At 62.3% G+C, this 17,544-nt stretch carries 17 protein-coding genes; 3 read left to right on the forward strand and 14 right to left on the reverse strand.

Going from position 1 to position 17,544, the window contains the following annotated elements:
- Positions 1-179: 179 nt before the first annotated feature.
- The 5 genes from cmk to ureC form a co-directional block, all read right to left on the reverse strand.
- The gene (gene cmk / locus BLR31_RS03455; protein ID WP_090591543.1) at positions 180-821 is read right to left on the reverse strand and encodes a (d)CMP kinase; all 642 of its coding nucleotides are present in this window, start codon (positions 819-821) and stop codon (positions 180-182) included.
- Positions 818-2,167, reverse strand: coding sequence for a 3-phosphoshikimate 1-carboxyvinyltransferase (aroA, locus tag BLR31_RS03460; protein WP_090591547.1), 1,350 nt, complete (start codon positions 2,165-2,167; stop codon positions 818-820). Before aroA ends, cmk begins: the two co-directional genes overlap by 4 nt.
- A gap of 87 nt (positions 2,168-2,254) precedes the next feature.
- The gene (locus BLR31_RS03465) at positions 2,255-2,539 is read right to left on the reverse strand and encodes a hypothetical protein (protein WP_090591551.1); all 285 of its coding nucleotides are present in this window, start codon (positions 2,537-2,539) and stop codon (positions 2,255-2,257) included.
- A gap of 9 nt (positions 2,540-2,548) precedes the next feature.
- Complete coding sequence (locus BLR31_RS03470) at positions 2,549-3,199, reverse strand: hypothetical protein (RefSeq protein WP_090591554.1); 651 nt, start codon at positions 3,197-3,199, stop codon at positions 2,549-2,551.
- Between the two features lie 149 nt (positions 3,200-3,348).
- On the reverse strand, positions 3,349-5,061 hold the full coding sequence (ureC, locus tag BLR31_RS03475; protein ID WP_090591557.1) for an urease subunit alpha: 1,713 nt from the start codon (positions 5,059-5,061) through the stop codon (positions 3,349-3,351).
- A 137-nt stretch (positions 5,062-5,198) separates the two neighbouring features.
- On the opposite strand from ureC, the gene BLR31_RS03480 reads away from it, so the two are divergent.
- Entirely contained in the window at positions 5,199-5,876 is a 678-nt protein-coding gene (locus BLR31_RS03480) for a hypothetical protein (RefSeq protein ID WP_143009299.1), read from the forward strand.
- An 87-nt stretch (positions 5,877-5,963) separates the two neighbouring features.
- Here BLR31_RS03480 and BLR31_RS03485 read toward each other — a convergent pair whose 3' ends face one another.
- The 9 genes from BLR31_RS03485 to urtA form a co-directional block, all read right to left on the reverse strand.
- Positions 5,964-6,275 carry an urease subunit beta gene (locus BLR31_RS03485; protein ID WP_090592117.1) on the reverse strand — a complete coding sequence of 104 codons (312 nt, stop codon included), beginning with the start codon at positions 6,273-6,275 and terminating at the stop codon, positions 5,964-5,966.
- Positions 6,276-6,277: 2 nt separating this feature from the next.
- Complete coding sequence (locus tag BLR31_RS03490; RefSeq protein ID WP_090591565.1) at positions 6,278-6,883, reverse strand: HupE/UreJ family protein; 606 nt, start codon at positions 6,881-6,883, stop codon at positions 6,278-6,280.
- A gap of 13 nt (positions 6,884-6,896) precedes the next feature.
- Positions 6,897-7,199, reverse strand: a complete 303-nt coding sequence (locus BLR31_RS03495) for an urease subunit gamma (protein WP_090591569.1) — start codon at positions 7,197-7,199, stop codon at positions 6,897-6,899.
- A gap of 15 nt (positions 7,200-7,214) precedes the next feature.
- On the reverse strand, positions 7,215-8,045 hold the full coding sequence (locus BLR31_RS03500; RefSeq protein WP_090591573.1) for an urease accessory protein UreD: 831 nt from the start codon (positions 8,043-8,045) through the stop codon (positions 7,215-7,217).
- On the reverse strand, positions 8,045-8,746 hold the full coding sequence (gene urtE, locus BLR31_RS03505; protein WP_090591577.1) for an urea ABC transporter ATP-binding subunit UrtE: 702 nt from the start codon (positions 8,744-8,746) through the stop codon (positions 8,045-8,047). The genes BLR31_RS03500 and urtE overlap by 1 nt, the downstream gene beginning before the upstream one ends.
- Before the next feature lie 3 nt (positions 8,747-8,749).
- The gene (gene urtD, locus BLR31_RS03510) at positions 8,750-9,505 is read right to left on the reverse strand and encodes an urea ABC transporter ATP-binding protein UrtD (RefSeq protein ID WP_090591581.1); all 756 of its coding nucleotides are present in this window, start codon (positions 9,503-9,505) and stop codon (positions 8,750-8,752) included.
- Between the two features lie 5 nt (positions 9,506-9,510).
- A complete protein-coding gene (gene urtC, locus BLR31_RS03515) occupies positions 9,511-10,731 on the reverse strand; it encodes an urea ABC transporter permease subunit UrtC (RefSeq protein ID WP_090591584.1) in 1,221 nt (406 codons plus the stop codon).
- Between the two features lie 106 nt (positions 10,732-10,837).
- A complete protein-coding gene (gene urtB, locus BLR31_RS03520) occupies positions 10,838-12,451 on the reverse strand; it encodes an urea ABC transporter permease subunit UrtB (protein WP_090591588.1) in 1,614 nt (537 codons plus the stop codon).
- A gap of 124 nt (positions 12,452-12,575) precedes the next feature.
- Complete coding sequence (gene urtA / locus BLR31_RS03525) at positions 12,576-13,838, reverse strand: urea ABC transporter substrate-binding protein (RefSeq protein ID WP_090592121.1); 1,263 nt, start codon at positions 13,836-13,838, stop codon at positions 12,576-12,578.
- A gap of 729 nt (positions 13,839-14,567) precedes the next feature.
- Here urtA and lnt point away from each other — a divergent pair.
- The gene (gene lnt / locus BLR31_RS03530) at positions 14,568-16,193 is read left to right on the forward strand and encodes an apolipoprotein N-acyltransferase (protein ID WP_090591591.1); all 1,626 of its coding nucleotides are present in this window, start codon (positions 14,568-14,570) and stop codon (positions 16,191-16,193) included.
- Between the two features lie 128 nt (positions 16,194-16,321).
- Positions 16,322-17,491, forward strand: coding sequence for a methionine adenosyltransferase (gene metK / locus BLR31_RS03535; RefSeq protein WP_090591594.1), 1,170 nt, complete (start codon positions 16,322-16,324; stop codon positions 17,489-17,491).
- Positions 17,492-17,544 lie beyond the last annotated feature (53 nt).

Genomic DNA, 17,544 nt, shown 5'->3' on the forward strand with positions numbered 1-17,544 from the left:
GATATGGGACCGAAACGCTTGATGATCAACCGGCAATGTATAGGCTAGGGCACCACGGGGACGCTAAGGCCAGCAACGCTTCCAGGACCGAGCGGCGTGCGCGCGACCCAAAAACCCTGCGGCGGTCTCCGGCGTGAAATGTTGTCGGCCCAAGGCCGCAAGTTTGGATTTTGCAACGCTCAACGCGTTGCCGACTTGCGCGCGATAGCCGCCTCGACTTCTGCGATGGCTGCCGTAATGGCCGCTTCTATATCCAAATTGGTCGTATCGAGCAAGACCGCATCATCCGCGGGGTGAAATCCGCCATGCGGCGCCGCCTTGTCGCGGGCGTCGCGCGCTTCGATATCGGCGAGAAGTTTGGCCCGGTCGACAGTCTGGCCGCGTGCTTCGAGCTGGCGGGCGCGGCGGTCGGCGCGGATTTCGGGCTCAGCGACGATGAAGAGTTTTGCGTCGGCATCGGGCGCGATCACCGTGCCGATGTCGCGGCCATCGAGCACGGCGCCGGAGGTCTGTGTCGCGAAATCGCGCTGGGCGGCGAACAGCGCTTTGCGCACGCCGGGGAAGACGGCGACTTTCGAGGCGAGAATGCCCACCTCGGCACCGAGCAGGAATTCGGGGTCGAGGCCCGTGGTGTCGAGCAATTCGGCGGCGCGGGTGGCACGCGCTTCGACGTCGGGGGCGTCGATATGGGCTTTGACCTCGAGCCCGACGGCCCGGTAGAGGAGCCCCGTATCGAGATGGGGCAGGTTGAAATGTTGGCCCAGAGCGGCAGCCAACGTACCCTTGCCCGAGGCTGCCGGGCCATCGACGGCGATGATCATGCGGCATCCTCCACATTGGAGAACCCGGCGCCAAGGCGCACGAAATCGGACTGAAAGCTTGGGAAGCTCGTGGCGATCATCCGGTCGTCATCGACGTTGACGGGCGTGTCCGACGCCATGCCCATGACGAGAAAGCTCATGGCGATGCGGTGGTCGAGATGGGTTTTGACACTGCCGCCGCCGGGGACCGAGCCCTTGCCGGTGACGGTGAGATAGTCGTGGCCCTCTTCGCAGGCGACGCCATTGGCTTCGAGGCCGCGGGCGACAGCAGCGAGGCGGTCGGATTCTTTGACGCGCAGTTCATCGATGCCGGGCATTTCCGTTACGCCTTCCGCGAAAGCGGCGGCGACGGCGAGGACCGGGTATTCATCGATCATCGATGGTGCGCGCTCGAGCGGGACGCGGACGCCCTTGAGGCGCGAATGTTTGACGCGCAGATCGGCGATGTCTTCGCCGCCCGATGTGCGTCGGTTTTCGATTGCGATATCGCCGCCCATTTCGAGCAGCGTTTCGATGAGCCCGGTGCGGGTGGGATTCATCAGGACGTTCTCGATGACCACTTCCGAACCCGGAACGATCAGCGCCGCCACCAGGGGGAAGCCCGCCGAGGAGGGGTCGCCGGGAACGATCAGGGTCTGTGCCTTGAAATCGGGCAGGCCCTCGACGCGTATGGTGCGGACGCCATCGGCATCGGTATCGATGGAAATATCGGCGCCGAATCCGGCCAGCATCTTTTCGGTGTGGTCGCGGGTCATGATGGGTTCGACGACCGTCGTCGTACCGGGGATCACGAGGCCGGCGAGAAGCACGCAGGATTTAACCTGCGCGGACGCCATGGGCACGCGGTAGTTGACCGGGACGGGATCGGTCGGGCCCTTCAGCGCGATCGGGAGGCGGTTGTCGTGGTGTTCGACGACTTCAACGCCAATGGCGCGCAGGGGATCGAGCACGCGCTTCATGGGGCGGGCGGTGAGCGAAGCGTCGCCGACAAAGCGCGAAACGAAGGGGTAGGCGCCGACCAGCCCCATTGTGAGGCGTGCGCCGGTGCCGGCATTGCCGAAATCGAGATCGGTTTCGGGTGCGAGAAAGCCCCCGACGCCGAGGCCGTCGATCTGCCAGATGTCGCCGGTTTTTTCGATTTTGGCCCCGAGCGCCTGCATGGCGCGGCCCGTCGCCAGAACGTCCTCGCCTTCGAGAAGGCCGGTGACCGTGGTGCGACCGAGCGCCATGGCGCCGAACATCATGGCGCGATGGGAAATCGATTTGTCGCCGGGAACACGGATCGTGCCCTTGAGAGCACCGCCATTATGGCTGGCGCGCGGACGAGGCGGAAGAGCGTGGGACATGGCGGGATACCCCGTAACTGACGGCAAAAAACGGTTCGCGCCGGGCTTAGCATGATCGCGTGGGGAATGCCAATTGGCGGGCGGCGCTTACGAGCGGCGATCAGTGGGCTTTTGCCTTGAGCCAAGCCAATAGATCGATCCCACAATGCCTGTGGCGAAACCGATGGCAGCGCCGGCCAGGGCCGAGAACCCGATCAGCAGCATTTCGCCGCCGCGCGCATCGCCCTCGGACCACGTAAGGAGTGCGAACGCTACGCCAAGCCCGATCAAAAGGCCGGTCGCCGCGGCGCTGCCGATAATCAGCGCGCAGCCGGCCATATCCCAAAAGGTGCGGGGCCAGTCTGCCTTGGGGATCGTTTTTAGGCCCAGCACGAAAAATCCTTACGGCGCGTCGTCGATGATGATGTCGCAATCGGGCTCGAAGCCGCCGGCTTCGACGGCTTCATTGCACTCGTCGAGCGCCGATTGGCGTGTGTCCTCGCCGCTCCACATGGACCATGCCGTGGTGTTTTGCGAGCGGGCGACGACGATGGGGCCGTCCATCTGGGGCGCGCTCTGAACGAAGGCGTACATGGCTTCGTGGGAGAGTTCCGGGGCGCCCTCGATGTCCTCATCGGGCAGGACCTGGCCGAGCAGTCGACACTCGGAATCCTCGGGGCTCCGCTCGGCTTCGCAATCGCTTAACGCGGAGCGTTCGGCGGCATCCAGCGTGTGGAGCCCGGTGCGCAAATGGATCGAGAGTTGCTGCGAATTTTCGGGCAGGAAAGCGTAGATGGCGCCGAAAAAGTGATCTTCGCCTATGGTGTCCACGAGCATGGCGCTGAGGTTTTGCACCGCGTCTGGCTGCAGACCGTCATTGGAGATGACGAGTTGGTAGCCTTCCGGGTCGGGAAGGGCGTCCAGGGCGTCGTCCGAGGTCATGGTTCGCGCGGCGGCGGGGGTTGCGAGCGCGAGGAGGGTAGCGAGGGCCAGTCCCATCGATCGTCCAATATGCGTGCCATTTGGATTGGCTTCGATCCCTAATTTGCCCATGGACGTGATCTCCTCTCGCTGTGAACCGCGAGGCTAACGCCGCGATGGGGCGTGTGGTTTCCCAAGGGCGACACCGCGGCGGAATTTGTTCACTTGGTTGGTGCCGCGTGGGCCCTCGGGTCGAGCCCGAGGGTTACGGGTAGAGGTGCCTAGAACAGGAAATAACGTTGTGCCATGGGGAGCACTTCGGCGGGTTCGCAGGTCAGAAGTTCGCCATCGGCGCGGACTTCGTAGGTTTCGGGATCGACCGTGACGTTGGGGGTGGCGGCGTTGTGGATCATCGACGACTTGCCGATGCCGCCGCGAGTGTTGTTGACGGCGAGCATGGATTTGTCGACCCCGAGCCTCGATTGCAGGCCATTTTCGAGCGCCACTTTGGAAACGAAGGTGACCGAGGTGTTGGCGATTGCTTTGCCATAGGCGCCAAACATCGGGCGGTAATGCATGGGCTGCGGCGTGGGGATCGAGGCGTTGGGGTCGCCCATGGGGGCGGCGGCGATCATGCCGCCCAGCATGACGAGGTCGGGTTTGACGCCGAAAAACGCCGGGTTCCACATGACGAGATCGGCGCGCTTACCGACTTCGACCGAGCCGATGTGATCGGCGATGCCGTGAGCGATGGCGGGGTTGATGGTATATTTGGCGATGTAGCGCTTGACGCGGAAATTGTCGTTTTCGCCCTTTTCTTCCGGCAAGGCGCCACGCTGGCGCTTCATCTTGTCGGCCGTCTGCCAGGTGCGGATCAGAACTTCGCCCACCCTTCCCATGGCCTGACTGTCGCTCGAGATGATCGAAAACGCACCGATATCGTGGAGGATGTCTTCAGCCGCGATGGTTTCCTTGCGGATGCGGCTTTCGGCAAAGGCGACGTCTTCGGGGATCGAGGGGTCGAGATGGTGGCAGACCATCAGCATGTCGAGATGTTCCGACAGCGTGTTGACCGTGTAGGGGCGTGTGGGGTTGGTCGAAGAGGGGATGACGTTTTCGAGGCCACACACTTTTATGATGTCGGGGGCGTGACCGCCGCCGGCGCCTTCGGTGTGGAAGGCGTGGATCGTGCGGCCGTTGAAGGCGGCGATCGTATCCTCGACGAACCCGCTCTCGTTCAGCGTATCGGTGTGGATCATCACCTGCACGTCGTAGTCGTCGGCGACCGAAAGGCAATTGTCGATGGCGGCGGGGGTGGTGCCCCAATCTTCGTGCAGTTTGAGCGCGGCGGCTCCACCCATGATCTGCTCGATCAGCGCCTCGGGTCGCGAGGCATTGCCTTTGCCCGACAACGCGATGTTCATGGGAAACGCGTCGAACGATTGAATCATCCGCCCGATATGCCAAGCGCCCGGCGTACAGGTGGTGGCCAGCGTGCCATGGGCGGGGCCGGTGCCTCCGCCCAGCATTGTCGTGACCCCGCTCATCAACGCCTCTTCGATCTGCTGGGGGCAGATGAAGTGGATATGGGCGTCGAACCCGCCCGCGGTGATGATCTTGCCTTCTGCGGCGATAATTTCGGTGCCCGGGCCGATGATGATCGAAACGCCCGGCTGGGTATCGGGATTGCCCGCCTTGCCGATCGCGGTGATCGTGCCGTCCTTCAATCCGATATCGGCTTTCACGATGCCGGAATGATCTATGATAAGCGCATTGGTTATTACCGTGTCGACGGCGCCGGCAGCCCGTGTAACCTGTGATTGTCCCATGCCGTCGCGGATCACCTTGCCGCCGCCGAATTTGACCTCTTCGCCATAGATGGTGAGGTCGGTTTCCACTTCGACAAAAAGCTCTGTATCGGCCAGTCTCACGCGGTCTCCGGTCGTCGGGCCGTACATATCGGCGTAAAGCGCGCGGGTGATTTTGGCGGGCATGAAGCGGCTCCTTATGGGGCTCGATGGTACAATTTGAGTGCGTCTGGACGTCTCGAAACTGCATGCAACTCTAGTGGGACTTGCTCGTTTGTAGGCTCCAGAGGGGCGGTCAACGCAAACCCAAATGGAGAATGAAAATGAAAAAGCTCTCTGCTCTTGCTCTTGGTACGGCACTGACTCTGTCGATGCCGCTCGCAGCTCTCGCACAGGATACGAGCGTTGGCGTCGACGCCGGCGCTAACGTTGGCGTCGAAGCTGGTGACGACACCAGCGTCGATGCTGGGGTGGATGCCGGTGCCGATGTCGATGCCGACACCGACGCGACGTCCACTGAAGTGGAAGCCGGTGCGGACGCCATGGCTGGCGCTGGTGCCGAACTGTCCGAATACAGCTTCGGTGACCTCGACGCCGCCCTCCAGGGCGCTGCCGCTGCCGATCTGTCGGGCGTGACTGCAGATACCGAAATCGAAATCGTATCCGTGTCTTCGCTGAGCGATGACGGTGAATTCACCGCCTCCGCTTTCGCTGATGCTCACGCCGAGTTCGAGGCCGATATCGCAACGCTTCAGGGCAACGTCGAAGGCAATGCCGACATCGTCGCCGCGCTCGAAGCCGAAGGCTATGCCTCTGACGACGTCGTTGGCGTGTGGAGCCAGGCCGATGGTTCGTTGACCGTCTTTGTCGACGACAGCGCCCATGCCGATATGGAAGGCGGGGCTGCGACCGAAACCGAAATGAATTCGGACGCTGCTGCCGGGGCCGAAGCTGAAGCTGGAGCCGATGCTGCAGCCGAAGGCGAAGTGACGACCCAGTAAAACGGACTTTTCTGTCCGTCTCGAATGGCGGGGTGCGCAAGCGCCCCGCCTTTTTGTTTGCGCCGATGAATTCGGGCCGTTAGCCATTCAGCGGTCCAAAGCGCCCGAGACCATCTGGCGAAAACCATAGACGCGCCGGTCGCCATCAAGGGGAATGAGGGTGACTTCGCGGGTTTGGCCGGGCTCGAAGCGAACGGCGGTGCCGGCCGGTATATCGAGCCGCATGCCGCGCACGGCGTCGCGGTCGAAGGCCAGCCCGGCATTGGTCTCAAAGAAATGATAATGGCTGCCGACCTGGATGGGACGGTCGCCGGTATTGGCGACCTCGATGGTAACAGCCTCGCGCCCAGGATTGAGCTCGATATCGCCGGCTTTCGGGATGATTTCGCCCGGGATCATCATCAACCTCCGATCGCCAGCCACAGCCCGCCCAGAGCCGTGAGGCCACCGGCGAGCCGTGTGGCGATGGCCCCGCGCGTGGTGGCCAGAAGACGGCCCGCGACAAGCCCGAGCGCAATGCCGGCAGCGTGCAGCAGCGCCGTGGCGACGAGAAAGCCGGCGGCATAGCCAAGAGCGCCCGCTTCGCCCATTTCGCCGCCATGCGCGTGGCCGTGAAACAGCGCGAAGAACGCAACGACAGCCGCAACGCCTGCAGTGGGGAGCGGCAGGGCGAGGGCAACCATGATGCCGATAAAGATCACCGAGGCGAGAATGACGGGTTCAACGAAGGGCAGCGGCACGCCCAGGATGGCGGCGGCAAAGCCGATGGCCATGGTGGCAACGAACGCGGCGGGCACGGCCCAGAGCGCCTTGTGCGAGCCGTCCATCGCGCCGACGCTGGCCGCCCAGAGGCCGACGGCGACCATGGCGAGGATATGATCGAGCCCGAACAGCGGATGGGTAAACCCGGCCATGAACGAGCCGTGCTCGACGGGATCGAGATGGGCAAAGGCTGGCGCCGTCATTGCGGCGAGGGTGATGGCTGCGGCAGCGATGCGCTTGATCATGTGTTAATGCCCTTTAACGAATGGGATTGTGGACGGTGACGAGCTTTGTGCCGTCGGGAAAGGTCGCCTCGACCTGGATGTCGTGAATCATTTCGGCGATGCCCTCCATCACCTGATCGCGGGTGATGACATGGGCGCCCGCTTCCATCAATTCGGGCACGGGGCGGCCATCGCGGGCGCCCTCGACGACGAAATCGGTGATCAGTGCAATGGCTTCGGGGTGGTTGAGCTTGACCCCGCGTTCGAGCCTTTTGCGGGCGACAATGGCGGCCATGGAAATCAGGAGCTTGTCTTTTTCGCGCGGCGTGAGGTTCATGTTTCGCCTCCTTCTTTATAGCGACCAGAGTTTGGGGACGGCCCCGGCACCCGAAAGGGCAGCGATGGCCGGCATGATGATCTTGCGCAGACGGTAACCCGAAACCCCTGTGGCGCGCAGAACGATCTTGTCCCCGATGCGCGAGACGCCCGCTGTGGGATGCCTGGAAACCAGCGCCTTGAGCTTTTCGATGTGCTGCTCGGAATCTGGCGCGACATAGCACAGCGTTGCATAGGCGCGCGCGCCATCCAGCAGCGCCATATTGGTGCGGCCCAGAATGTCGTCTGCGTCGAGGCGCGCGGCTTCGGCATGGATCAAATGACCGTCGCGATGGATGCGCCATCGGTCGGAAATGGCCGCGGAATGGGCATCTTCGCCATGTGCTTCGCGGCCGAGGATGACCGACTCCAAGCCGAGGAAGGTGGCATCCGGAGCCATATCGACGGTGAGGGTGCGATCGAGCGCCGAGCCGTCGAACAAGATGGTTTCCTGCGGCAGCCAGTCGAGGCGGGCGCCGGCGCCGATATGAAGCGTCGAGGTGACATTGGCGGCGCCGGAAGTCGCGCGGTAAATGCGCTCGCAGGCCTGGGTTGTGACAACGAGATGGGTGCCAGGCGCGGCGCTGGCGCCCCAATCCATGCGGTCACCGCCGGTCAGCCCGCCCGAGGTGTTGATGAGGACCGCTTCGAGCCAATTGCCATGGGTTTTGGGGACACGGATCTTGCCGCAGCCGAGCTGGTAGAGCGTATCGAGCACGGCCTTGCCGTCGCGCGGTTTGGTCGCGACGCGGGCTTCGCCGACGGCGCGTTGCAGCGCGGGACCATGGGCATTGGCAATATGGAGCATCAGACCATCAAATGCCGTTTGACGTTGGGATCGTCGAGATCGGAGGCGGGTCCTTCGTGCATGATCTCACCGCGATCCATCACATAGATATGGTCGCTCAATTCCCGGCAGAAATCGAGATATTGTTCGACGAGAAGGATGGTCATGCCCATTTCGTCGCGCAGGAACTGCAGAGCGCGTCCGATGTCCTTGATGATGGACGGTTGGATACCCTCGGTGGGTTCGTCGAGCACCAGAAGGCTGGGACGGGTGACCAGCGCGCGGCCGATGGCGAGCTGCTGCTGCTGGCCACCCGAAAGATCGCCGCCGCGACGGCCCAGCATGGATTTTAGCACCGGGAAAAGTTCAAAGATCGTCTCGGGGATCGAGCGGTCCTTGGGTTTCAGCGGTGCATAGCCGGTGAGGAGGTTTTCCTTGACCGTTAAAAGCGGGAAGATCTCGCGACCTTGCGGCACATAGCCGATGCCCATACGGGCGCGGGCATAGGGGGCGCTGCGCTTGAGATCGCGTTCGGCAAGCGTGATGATGCCATTGGTGATGGGGTGCGTGCCGGTGATGGCGCGCAACAGCGAGGATTTGCCCACCCCGTTGCGGCCGAGAACCGAGGTGATCTTGTTGGGCTGGGCGGTGATCGAGACCTTTTTCAGCGCCTGGGCTGCGCCATAGTGGAGGTCGAGATCGGTGACGGTCAAAGTGGTCATGGTTCAGCGTCCCAGATAGCGTTCGATGACCAGCGGATCGCTGGAGACGTGCTCGAGCGAGCCCTGGGCGAGCACCGCGCCCTCGGCGAGGCACGTCACGCGGCAATCGAGGTCGCGCACGAAACTCATGTCGTGTTCGACGACCACCACCGAATGGTGCTTTGAAATTTCCTTTAGGAGTTTGGAGGTTTCCTCGGTCTCCGAATCGGTCATGCCGGCGACCGGTTCGTCGACGAGGAGGAGTTTCGGATCTTGCGCCAAGAGCATGCCGATTTCGAGCCACTGCTTTTGCCCATGGCTGAGATTGGCGGCGAACTCGTGCTTGCGGTGGGTGAGGCGGACAGTGTCGAGGATCGCCGTGATGCGGTCGGTGTCGGCGCTGTCGCGGGTGTAGAACCACGAGGCAAACACCCCGCGCGGCTTTTTGAGCGAGAGTTCGATATTGTCCCAGACTGTATGGCTTCCGAAAACCGTGGGCTTTTGGAACTTGCGCCCGATGCCGAGATTGGCGATCTCGGTTTCGTCCTTTTTGGTGAGATCGATGCCGCCTTCAAAGAACACTTCGCCCGTATCGGGGCGGGTCTTGCCGGTGATGATGTCCATCATGGTCGTCTTGCCCGCGCCATTGGGACCGATGATTGCCTGCAACTCGTCGCGCTGGACGACCAGCGAGAGGGAATTGAGCGCCCGGAACCCGTCGAAGGTGACCGAAACGCCATCGAGGTAGAGGAGTGAGCCATCGCGTAAAGTGTCGACCATCTGGGTTACTCCGCGGGCGAGGGCTTGGCGCCATCGGGCGCGTCGTTGGACTGGCGTGGCTGGGGTTTTTGCGCAGGTGGCGTCGGTGGTTCGGTATCGACGCCCTTTTCGGCGCTTGCCGAAGCGCGGCGTTGCTGCAGCGCACTCCAGGTGGAGGTGAAGATGCCGACGATGCCCTTGGGCATGAAGAGCGTAACGAAGACGAACATGCCGCCGAGAATGAAGAGCCAGAGATCGGCGAAGGTGCCGGTGAAATAGGATTTGGCGGCATTGACGACGATCGCGCCGATGATCGGGCCGACCAGCGTGCCGCGGCCCCCCACGGCGGTCCAGATCACCACCTCGATGGAATTGGCGGGCGCAAATTCGCCAGGATTGATGATCCCCACCTGGGGCACGTAGAGCGCGCCGGCCAGCCCGGCCATCACCGCCGAGACCGTGAAGGCGAAGAGTTTGACGTTTTCGACGCGATACCCGATGAACCGCGTGCGGCTTTCCGCATCACGCACGGCAACCATGACCTTGCCGAGCTTTGACCGGACGATGAGCGAGCAGAGGATGAAGCACAGGGCCAGAAGGATGGCCGAGGCCGCGAAAAGCGAGGCGCGGGTCGTGGCTGCAGGGATCGGGGCGCCAAGGATGTCGCGGAAATCGGTCAGCCCATTATTGCCGCCGAACCCCATGTCGTTGCGGAAAAACGCCAGCATCAGGGCGTAGGTCAGCGCCTGGGTGATGATCGAGAGATAGACCCCGGTGACGCGACTTCGGAAGGCGAACCACCCGAAGATAAAGGCCAAAAGCCCCGGGACGAACGCCATCATAATGGCGGCGAACCAGAACATGTCGAACCCCTGCCAGTACCAGGGCAGTTCGCGCCAGCCTAAAAACACCATGAAATCGGGCAGCACTGCGTTGGAATAGACCCCGCGCGTGCCGATCTGGCGCATGAGGTACATGCCCATGGCATAGCCCCCCAGCGCAAAGAACGCACCATGGCCGAGCGAAAGAATGCCGCAATAGCCCCAGACGAGATCGAGCGCGAGGGCGAGGGTGGCGTAGGTGAGGTACTGGCCCATGAGCGGGACGAGGTAATTGGGCACGCGCAGCGGATGCCCGACCGGCAGAAGCAGGTTCGACATGGGCACGGCGATGGCGAGCGCCAGAAGGATCGCAACGACCCATATGGCTTTGACGCCGAGTTTTTCGAAAATTTTCGCGGTGATCATGGATGGATCTCCGGGCGTTGAAGGTTCGCCATCTGAAAAAGCGGTGCGTGACGCGGGCCCTGCGCACCCCTCATCCGACCCGGCTGCGCTGAGACGGCAATGATCATCATGCTTCCACCGCCCGGCCCTTCAGGGCAAAGAGGCCGCGGGGGCGGCGTTGGATGAAGAGGATGATGAGGACGAGGATCAAGATTTTGGCGAGGACCGCGCCGGCATAGGGCTCAAGGAATTTGTTGGCGACGCCCAGTGTCAGGGCGCCAACCAGCGTGCCCCAGAGATTGCCCACACCGCCGAAGACGACGACCATGAAGCTGTCGATGATGTAGCTCTGGCCCAGATTGGGCGAGACGTTGTCGATCTGCGATAGCGCCACACCGGCAAGGCCGGCGACGCCCGAGCCAAGGCCGAAGGTCATGGCATCGACCCAGGGCGTACGGATGCCCATGGCCGAGGCCATGCGGCGATTTTGGGTAACGGCGCGCATCTGGAGACCAAGCGGAGTCTTGTTGAGGACCAGAAGCAGAAGCGCGAACACCACCAACGCAAAGACCACTATCCACATGCGGTTCCAGGTGATGGCCAGCCCGCCCAGTTCGAAGGCGCCCGACATCCAGGACGGATTGCCGACCTCGCGATTGGTGGCGCCGAAAATGGTGCGCACGCCCTGCTGGATGATCAGCGACAAGCCCCATGTGGCGAGCAGCGTTTCAAGCGGGCGGCCATAGAGCCAGCGGATGATGCCGCGCTCGATGGCGATGCCGATCAGCCCTGTGACCGCGAACGCCATTGGGATGGCGATGGCGAGGGAATAATCGAACAGCCCCGGATTGGTGGTGCGGATGATTTCCTGGACGAAAAAGGTGACATAGGCGCCGATCATCACCATTTCGCCATGCGCCATGTTGATAACGCCCATGACGCCGAAGGTAATGGCAAGACCGATTGCAGCGAGAAGCAGGACGGAGCCGAGCGAGACGCCATACCAGACGTTCTGCCCGATGCCCCAGAGCTGAAGCGACTGGTTGATGCGGCTGATGCCCGCTTCGATATTGACGCGCTCGGCTTCGGACGCATTGGCGAGATTGGCATTCAATATGCCCAGCGCCTGACGATCGCCGCGCGCGGCGATGACGGCGACGGCGGCGGCGAAATCTTCTTCGCTGATATCGGCGCGCAGCATGGCGGCGGCGCGGGCCTGTTCCATGACCGTGCGCACTCCGGGATTGTCTTCTTCGGCCAGTGCCTGATCAAGCAGCTCGATATTGGCAGGGTCGGCGGTCGAAAACATTTGCGCTGCGGCGGCGCGGCGGGTCGCGGGATTTTCGCTCATTAAGGTCAGCGAGCCCACGGCGGCGGCGATGTCGCGGCGCAGGGAGTTGTTGATGCGGATGGTGCTCAAATCGCCGGTCACATCGAGATCGGCTTCAGCGCCGGTGAGCGCATCCTCGTACTGATTGCGACCGGTCTGGATGAAGATTCCGCCATTGTCGGCTTCGTAAAGATTGCCCGCGCCCAGCGCCTGGAGAATGGGGAGCGCAGCATCTTCGCCCGTGGCGACGAGCGCCGCGACGGCGTCGCGCAGATCGCCGAGACTCGCATCATACATCTGTGGGACGATCTCGGCGACCGATTGGGCTTTGGCGCTCGGAGCCGCCAAGGCGGCGAGCGCGATAAAGATCAGAGCCAGAAATGGTCTGCCGAACCGATTGAGACTGCCCATTGTGCGGTTCCCATTGTGATGGGGGTCGGTGGCGCCCTTGGCTGGCGCCGCGTTGGACCCCGGCAATAAATCGCGGGGTGACGAGTGTGTGTGGGGTGGGCATGGGCCCACCCCAGCCAGACGATTACTCGGCGACGGCTTCAGAGCCACCGCAGGTTTCGGTCTCAGTGTTGTAGTTGCCGCAGTTGATCGGATCGGTCCAATCGGCTTCGAGAACTGCGGATTCGGGGAGGAAGTCGGACCAGGCGTCGCCCGGCACGAGGTCTTCGGTTTCCCAGACCACGAAGAACTGGCCGTCATCCTGGATTTCGCCGATCAGGACGGGCTTTGTGATGTGGTGGTTGGGGAGCATTTCAGCGATGCCACCGGTGAGATTGGGCACCTGAACGCCGACGATGGCATCGATCACCGCGTCCGCGTCGGTGGTGCCGGCAGCCTCTACGGCTTCGACCCACATGTTAAAGCCGATATAGTGGGCCTCCATGGGATCGTTGGTCACCCGATCTTCCGAACCGATATAGTCATGCCAGGCGGCGATGAACTCTTCGTTTTCGGGGGTCTCGACGCTCATGAAATAGTTCCAGGCGGCAAGGTGACCGACCAGAGGGGCGGTATCAAAGCCCGAAAGCTCTTCTTCGCCCACCGAGAAGGCAACGACGGGGATGTCTTCAGCCGCGACGCCCTGATTGGCCAACTCGCGGTAGAAGGGCACGTTGGCGTCGCCATTGATGGTCGAGACCACGGCGGTCTTGGGGCCTTCCGAGCCGAACGCGACGATGTCGGAAACGATCGTCTGCCAATCCGAGTGACCGAACGGAGTGTAGTTGATCATGATGTCGTCTTCGGCAACCCCTGCATCGAGCAGATATTGCTCGAGGATCAGATTGGTCGTCTGCGGATAGACGTAATCGGTGCCGGCCAGAACCCAGCGCTCGACGCCTTCCTCTTCCATCAGATAATCGACGGCAGGGATGGCCTGCTGGTTGGGGGAAGCGCCGGTATAGAACACGTTGCGCTGGGATTCTTCGCCCTCGTACTGGACGGGATAGAACAGCAGCGAATTGAGTTCTTCAAATACAGGAAGGACCGACTTGCGGCACACCGATGTCCAGCAGCCGAAAACTGCATCGACTTCGTCGACTTCGATCAGGCGCCGCGCCAGTTCGGCGGCCAAGGGCCAATCGGACGCGATGTCGACGACGACGGGCTCGATCTGGCGACCCAGGATACCGCCGGCTTCGTTCTGCTGCTCGATGAGCATCAGCATGACGTCGCGAAGCGTGGTTTCGGAAATCGCCATTGTGCCCGAAAGGGAGTGGAGAATGCCGACCTTGATCGGGCCTTCATCCTGGGCGGCGACGGGCGAAGAAATCAGTGTTGCGCTCATGGCCGAAGCCACAAGGACGCCCCCTATGCGTTTGGTCCAGTCTGTCATTTTGTCCTCCGACAGTTGCTGTTTGCACCGGGAAGACGAGTCGCAAGAAGCATGCCAGCGGTTTGACGCTGCCGTGCCGCGAGACGTTAAGAGAGGGTAAACACGCAGGAATCAGGGAACCTTTTTCATCGCCGATGCATTGCGACCGCAGGCCTTGCCGCGAGGGGGGCACAGCGGGGTCTGGCCTTCCATATCAGCGGTGATGAATTGATAGGCACGGCTTTGCGCGTGTACTATTGTTGTGCATAGTTTTCAGGCATTTGCGCAATGACAATGTGCATAAGCTGGCGTTACAGTGATGTGCCGGAGTCCTCCGGCAGAGGTTGTTTGCACCACAATCTCGAGAGGCCCCGTACGCGCAAGCGTGCGGGGCTTTTGTGTTTGGGGTCGCTTGGGGAGCCATGTCGCTGAACCCACCCCAAGTGTCATCCCGGCCTTGAGCGGGGATCCAGTATGCTCGGAGGGCGTGTTGACTTAGAGGGTGAGGCTGCATTGCAAAGCCTGCGTCTTTCAAAAGCGGAGCATACTGGGTACCGGGTCTTCGCCCGGGATGACGGGTGGTGGGGAGGAAGGGTGATGAGCCAAAGCATAGGTGCGAGGTGTTGAGGTGACGAGCGCGTGACTCCTCGCCCCGCACAAAAGTGGATTCCCCTTTTCTGCGAAGCGCTTTAAGCAGGGGGCATGACTGCTCTTGCCGAATTTGCGATGCTTTCCCATGGCTGGCGCCGGGCGCTGCTGCTGATCGTGGCGGGTGCGATCGCTGGGCTGTCGGCGGCGCCATTGTTTATCTTGCCGGCCCTGTTTTTGGCGCTGCCCGTGCTGGTCTGGGCGCTCGATGGGGCGGAGCGGGGCCGGGGGCTGCTGCATGCGGTGTTTGGTCCAGCCTTTCGGATCGGGCTGTTTTTCGGCTTTGGCTATTTCGCGGCGAGCCTCCACTGGATCGGGGCGGCGTTTTTCGTTGATGGTGGATGGCTGCTGGCGGCGATGCCTTTCGCGGTGGCGGGGCTGGCTCTGATCCTTGCGATCTTCTGGGGACTGGGCACGGCGCTGGCGTTCGTCTTCTGGTCGTCAGGCGCCGGGCGCATTTTTGCACTTGCGGTGGGGCTGACGCTGGCCGAACTGGCGCGCGGCTTTTTGTTTACCGGCTTTCCGTTCAATCTCCTGGGCTATGCTCTGACCGCCAATGTCGAGATGATGCAGGCGGCGAGCCTTGTCGGGGTCTATGGGCTGACCTTTGTTGCCGTGCTGCTCGCCGCGACGCCGGCCCTGGTGTGGCCGGGTGCCGAGCGGACAATGGTCGCGCGTGTCCTGCCGCTGTTTGTGGCACTGGGCGTGATTGCCGCGCAGGTGGGGTGGGGCAATTACCGCGTCAACCAGACAGAGACCGTGCCGTTCGACGACGTGGTGATGCGGATCGTCCAGCCGGTGATCCCGCAGGACGTCAAATGGCAGACCTTTGCCCGCGAAGAAACGATCGTGCGCCTGCTCGACCTGTCGACGATGCAGACCGGCCCTGACGATCTCGGGCTCGACGACGTGACGCACCTTGTCTGGCCCGAGGCGGCGATCCCGTTCTTTTTGTCCGACGAGCCCGAACTTCTGGCGCGGATCGCGCGCGAATTGCCCGACGATATCTGGCTTCTGACCGGCGCGCCGCGCGAGGCCTATGGCACCAATGGCGAAATCGTTGTGGGCGCCAAGCCCTATAATTCCATCCTCGCCTTCAATGGCGCCGGCGAGGTGGTGACCTCGTATGACAAGACCCATCTCGTGCCGTTCGGGGAATATCTGCCGCTCGACGATCTGCTGCGCAGCCTTGGGTTTTCACAGCTCGTGCAGGGTTCTGACGGGTGGGCGGCCGGGGCCGAACGGCGCCTGATGAGCCTGCCGGGGTCACCATCCTTCCTGCCGCTGATCTGTTACGAGATCGTCTTTCCCGGCGCGTTGGGTGCGCCGGTCGATGAGGCGGAGTTCATTCTGGTCGTTACCAATGACGCGTGGTTCGATGGGTCGATCGGGCCGGGGCAGCATTTCCATCACGCCAGGGTGCGGGCGGTGGAGGAGGGGAAATCGATGGTGCGCGCGGCCAATTCCGGGATTTCGGCGATTGTCGATCCCTTGGGGCGCATCGATGTCATGCTGGCCGAGCAACAGGTCGGAGCGATCAAGGGCACGCCGGCCCAGCCGCTCGATGCGACGCTCTATGCGCAAGTCCGCAACTGGCCATTGATCGGAATGCTGACATTGGGTGCGGTCCTGGCCCTGCCGGGCTGGATACGGCGGCGCCAGAAGCGCGACGATTACTGATTGCGATATAAAGCAATCTTTATGTCCTCTTGATTTCCAAATCCGGACCTGCGAAAAGCAGCGCTGAAAGTGCGCGGAGAGTCTGCGCACGCGCAAACCACAGTGCGCCCTTGCTCAAGAGGTTTAACGTGGCCAGTTCGAGCTATCTTTTCACTTCGGAATCGGTTTCCGAAGGCCATCCCGACAAGATCTGCGATCAGGTGTCCGACGCTATCGTCGATGCTTTCTTTGCCGAAGACCCCTATTCCCGCGTCGCACTGGAAACGCTGGCGACGACAAATCGCCTCGTTCTGGCCGGCGAAGTGCGCGGACCCGCATCGATCGATGCGGCGAAAATGGAAGAGGTGGCGCGCGGCGTCGTCAAGCGCATCGGCTATGAGCAAGACGGGTTCCACTGGAAGACGCTCGACGTCTCCTGCCACGTGCATGAACAATCCGCTCACATTGCCCAGGGCGTCGATGCGGCCGGCAATAAGGACGAAGGCGCGGGCGACCAGGGCATAATGTTCGGTTTTGCCGTCAACGAGACGCCAGAATTGATGCCGGCGCCGCTGCTTTATGCGCACAAAATCTTGAAGGGCATGTCGGACGCGCGTCATTCGGGCCGCGTCACCGAATTCGGGCCCGACGCCAAGAGCCAGGTGACGTTGAAATACGAAAACGGCAGGCCGGTCGGCGTTTCCGCCGTCGTCGTTTCCACTCAGCACAATGAAAACGTTACCCAGGCCTGCGTGCGCGACATGGTGCGCCCGTTCGTCGAAGACGTTTTGCCCAAGGGCTGGATGCCGCCCGAAGACGAGTTCTACGTCAACCCGACAGGCGCCTTCGTGATCGGCGGGCCGGACGGGGATGCGGGGCTGACCGGGCGCAAGATTATCGTCGACACCTATGGCGGTGCCGCCCCCCATGGCGGCGGGGCGTTTTCGGGCAAGGATCCCACCAAGGTCGATCGCTCGGCAGCTTACGCCGCGCGTTATCTGGCCAAAAACATCGTTGCGGCAGGGCTGGCGGAAAAATGCGTCATCCAGCTGTCCTACGCCATCGGGGTTTCCAAGCCCCTGTCGATTTTTGTCGATACCTATGGCACGGGCAAAGTGGACGAGGACATTCTGGGCCCGGTGCTGCAAAAGGTCATGGATTTGTCCCCGCGCGGCATTCGCGAGCATCTGGGTTTGAACAAGCCGATCTATGAGCGCACGGCCGCCTATGGCCATTTCGGGCGCGCGCCAGAGGCCGATGGCGGATTTTCCTGGGAAAAGACCGATCTGGTCGAGGCGATCCGGTCCGAATTGACCTGATCCTTGCCCATCGATTGGATTGCCTTTAAAGCGCGGCGGACTGTTTCGTCGCG

This window comes from Pelagibacterium luteolum (genome assembly GCF_900100665.1).
Taxonomy (GTDB): Bacteria; Pseudomonadota; Alphaproteobacteria; order Rhizobiales; family Devosiaceae; genus Pelagibacterium; species Pelagibacterium luteolum.